The following is a 2,560-nucleotide window of genomic DNA, read 5'->3' on the forward strand; positions in this document are numbered from 1 at the left end:
CCCATCCCCGGCAAACCGGCTGCGATCACCATGAGGTTCGACGTCGATGAATCCTTCGAACCCGGCGAATTCAGGGCGAGCGGCGCCACGCTCAGCTACAACCCGACGACGGCCGCCGACACGCGAGACGATCGCACCAAACCCGCGGTTAGCCTTCCGCCCCATTGGATCGGGAGCAACGCCGAGTGGATCGAGTTCTGAGACCAGCCATCCGCTGCGCCCTGGCGAGGAAGCCCATGCGCCCGTGCGCCGCGGGAAGACGCAGGCGGCGCGGACCGCCGAGCGGTCGAGTCAGCGGTTCCTCACCGCGCCGAAAGCCATTCCTTCCGGCGCCGCAGACCGCAATCACTACCGGCTCCGCTACGACCGCGTCGACACCGACGGGAAGATGAGCCTGCGCCGCGCCGGACGCATGCACCACCTCGGCATCGGCACGGAACACCGCGGCAAACGGATCCTCGCCCTCGCCGACGAACACAGCATCACCGTCGTGCACCTCGACACCGGCAAAATCATCGCCACCAACACCATCCAGCCCGGCCGCACCTACTGGCGAAACACAATGAAAGCCCCCGGCCGGTGGCCGGGGGCTTCTCAAAAGTGACGCATCACGCGACTCATCAGCGACCTATGTCGCGACTCATCACATTGGTGGACCTGAGGGGACTCGAACCCCTGACCCCCTCGATGCGAACGAGGTGCGCTACCAGCTGCGCCACAGGCCCATAAACCTCCGACAGGCTATCACGGCGCCTGAGGCGGCTCGGATCTGCCGGGGCGGGCCAGGTGGAACACCGCATCGACGACTGAATACTCGTCGAGGTACCCGCCTCGGGCGATCGGATGCATGCCCGCCGTGTCCACCCGCCCGTCGGCGAGGATGAAGCGCTCGTCCAGGTGCACGCCGACGACCTGGCCGCACACCAGGTGCCGGTCGATTGGTCGCTGCGCGGCATCCGTCAGTTCGATCGTCTGCGTCACGACGCATTCGAGCGCGACCGGACTGGCAGCGACCCGTGGCGGGGCGACCAGGCGCGACGCTGCCGGCTCCAGCTCGGCGAATGCGAACTCGGAGTGGCCGCGCTCCAGCGCGGCGGAGGACCGGTTCATCGCCTCGCGCAGATCGTACGTCGCGAGGTTCCACACGAACTCGCCGCGGGCGAGGGCGTGCGATGCCGAGTCCTTCATGCCCGCGCTCGAGAACATCACGATGGGCGGGTCGTCGGCGACGGCGTTGAAGAAGCTGTACGGCGCGAGGTTCGGCGTACCGGCCGCATCCAGCGTGGAGATCCACCCGATCGGGCGCGGCGCGACGATCGCCTTGAACGGGTCGTGTGGCAACAGGGAACGATCGCGCGCGCGGGGCTCGTAGAACATTCCTCAGGCTCCGGGCGTCGGAGATCAGCCGGCGGCGCGGCTGCGCAGCAGCTCGCGGACGTGCGCCTCGATCTCGGCGTCGTCGGCCTTGCCCGCGAACGCCGGTGCGGAGGCAGCGCGGCGAGCCGTGCGGGCGGTGTCGATCGAGGGAGGCTGCAGCTCGGCCGCGCGCTGGCGCACGGCGTCTTCCAGCGCGGCCTGCCGCAGCGCCTCGCGGGCGGCAGCGGCGTCGAGCACCGCGGCGGCTCGCGAGCCAGCCGACGCGGTGAGGGGGCGCGGGAGTTCACGCGGGGCCCAGCCCGGGCTGCGGTCGCCCGCCAGTGCGACGTCCTGCACATCACGCGGCTCGTGTGACGCGGCATCCGTCGTCGCAATGCGGCCGACTGCTCTCGCTCCGACGCGCCTCATGCGGTGCAGAAGCAGACCGCACACGGCGGCCACGCCGACGGCCGACCACAGGATCAGCTGGGCACCCGTGGTGATGACCTCCCAGGCGCCCCACACGCCGACTCCGATCGCGGCGAGAGCGGTGACGGTCAGGAACAGGCGAGTGCGGCGGCGCGCGCGAGCGCGACGTGCCGACGGCAGAGCGCGGGCAGCGGCGCGCTCGTCACGCGCCTGCTCGAGCTCGGTGCGCGCCTGCTCGAGAGCGGTCTGCTCGCGGTGGGCGAGCGCCCGGCGTGCGAGCTTCTGCTGCGCCATCGCGGTGCGCGCATTCAACTCGAGCTGCACTTCGTGCGGCGTCTCACTCGTCTCGGCGAGCACGCGCAGCGCCTGATTGAGGCGCACGGCATTGCGTTCGGCGGCGTCGAACTGGTGGCGGCTGGCCCACGTGGGCAGCAGGTAGACCAGCCACAGGAGCACGGCGACGAGGACGATGACCCCCCCACCAAGAACCTGCCCACCCATGGGTCTCACGGTATGCGACAGGATGCCGCGACTCCGGCATCCTGTCGCGTGTCGTCTCAGGCGCGCACGCGATCCGACCGCCGTGCGCTGACTGTCCGAGCTGGGTCTCAGGCGCGCAGGCGATCGCTCGGCGGCACCGTGGCGGCGTCCTGCGGTGCGCGTCCCTGCACCCAGCGCTGGAGCACGCCTTCGGGCACGTCCTCGCGGGTCAGTGCGAAGGCGTAGTGGTCGCGCCAGTCGCCGTTGATGTGGATGAACCGCCGGCGCAGACCCT

Annotated in this window: 4 protein-coding genes, 1 tRNA gene and 1 pseudogene; 2 read left to right on the plus strand and 4 right to left on the minus strand. The window is 70.4% G+C overall.

The genetic code is table 11. The features are described 5' to 3' along the window. Both VFX99_RS13815 and VFX99_RS13820 read left to right on the plus strand, forming a co-directional pair. On the plus strand, positions 1-201 hold a 201-nt coding region (locus VFX99_RS13815; protein ID WP_329666872.1), incomplete at its 5' end, for a hypothetical protein. Between the two features lie 43 nt (positions 202-244). Further along, positions 245-604, plus strand: a complete 360-nt coding sequence (locus tag VFX99_RS13820; protein ID WP_329666873.1) for a hypothetical protein — start codon at positions 245-247, stop codon at positions 602-604. Between the two features lie 45 nt (positions 605-649). Here the strand turns inward: VFX99_RS13820 and VFX99_RS13825 are convergent. From VFX99_RS13825 to VFX99_RS13840, 4 genes and pseudogenes are all read right to left on the minus strand, one after another. Beyond that, positions 650-725: transfer RNA gene (locus VFX99_RS13825), tRNA-Ala, on the minus strand. Between the two features lie 19 nt (positions 726-744). Then, positions 745-1,377, minus strand: coding sequence for a flavin reductase family protein (locus VFX99_RS13830; protein WP_329666874.1), 633 nt, complete (start codon positions 1,375-1,377; stop codon positions 745-747). Between the two features lie 24 nt (positions 1,378-1,401). Continuing rightward, positions 1,402-2,286 (minus strand): large exoprotein, encoded by an 885-nt coding sequence (locus VFX99_RS13835; protein ID WP_329666875.1) that lies wholly within the window; start codon positions 2,284-2,286, stop codon positions 1,402-1,404. Between the two features lie 107 nt (positions 2,287-2,393). Further along, positions 2,394-2,560, minus strand: a pseudogene (locus VFX99_RS13840) (GNAT family N-acetyltransferase); the annotation flags it as partial.

The sequence above is a fragment of the Microbacterium sp. genome (assembly GCF_036277215.1).
In the GTDB taxonomy this organism is placed as follows: Bacteria; Actinomycetota; Actinomycetes; order Actinomycetales; family Microbacteriaceae; genus Microbacterium.

Excerpts from the sequence above, each read along its gene's own strand:
- VFX99_RS13830 (WP_329666874.1), bottom strand. The coding sequence starts at position 1,377 with ATGTTCTACGAGCCCCGCGCGCGCGATCGTTCCCTGTTGCCACACGAC.
- VFX99_RS13835 (WP_329666875.1), bottom strand. The coding sequence starts at position 2,286 with ATGGGTGGGCAGGTTCTTGGTGGGGGGGTCATCGTCCTCGTCGCCGTG.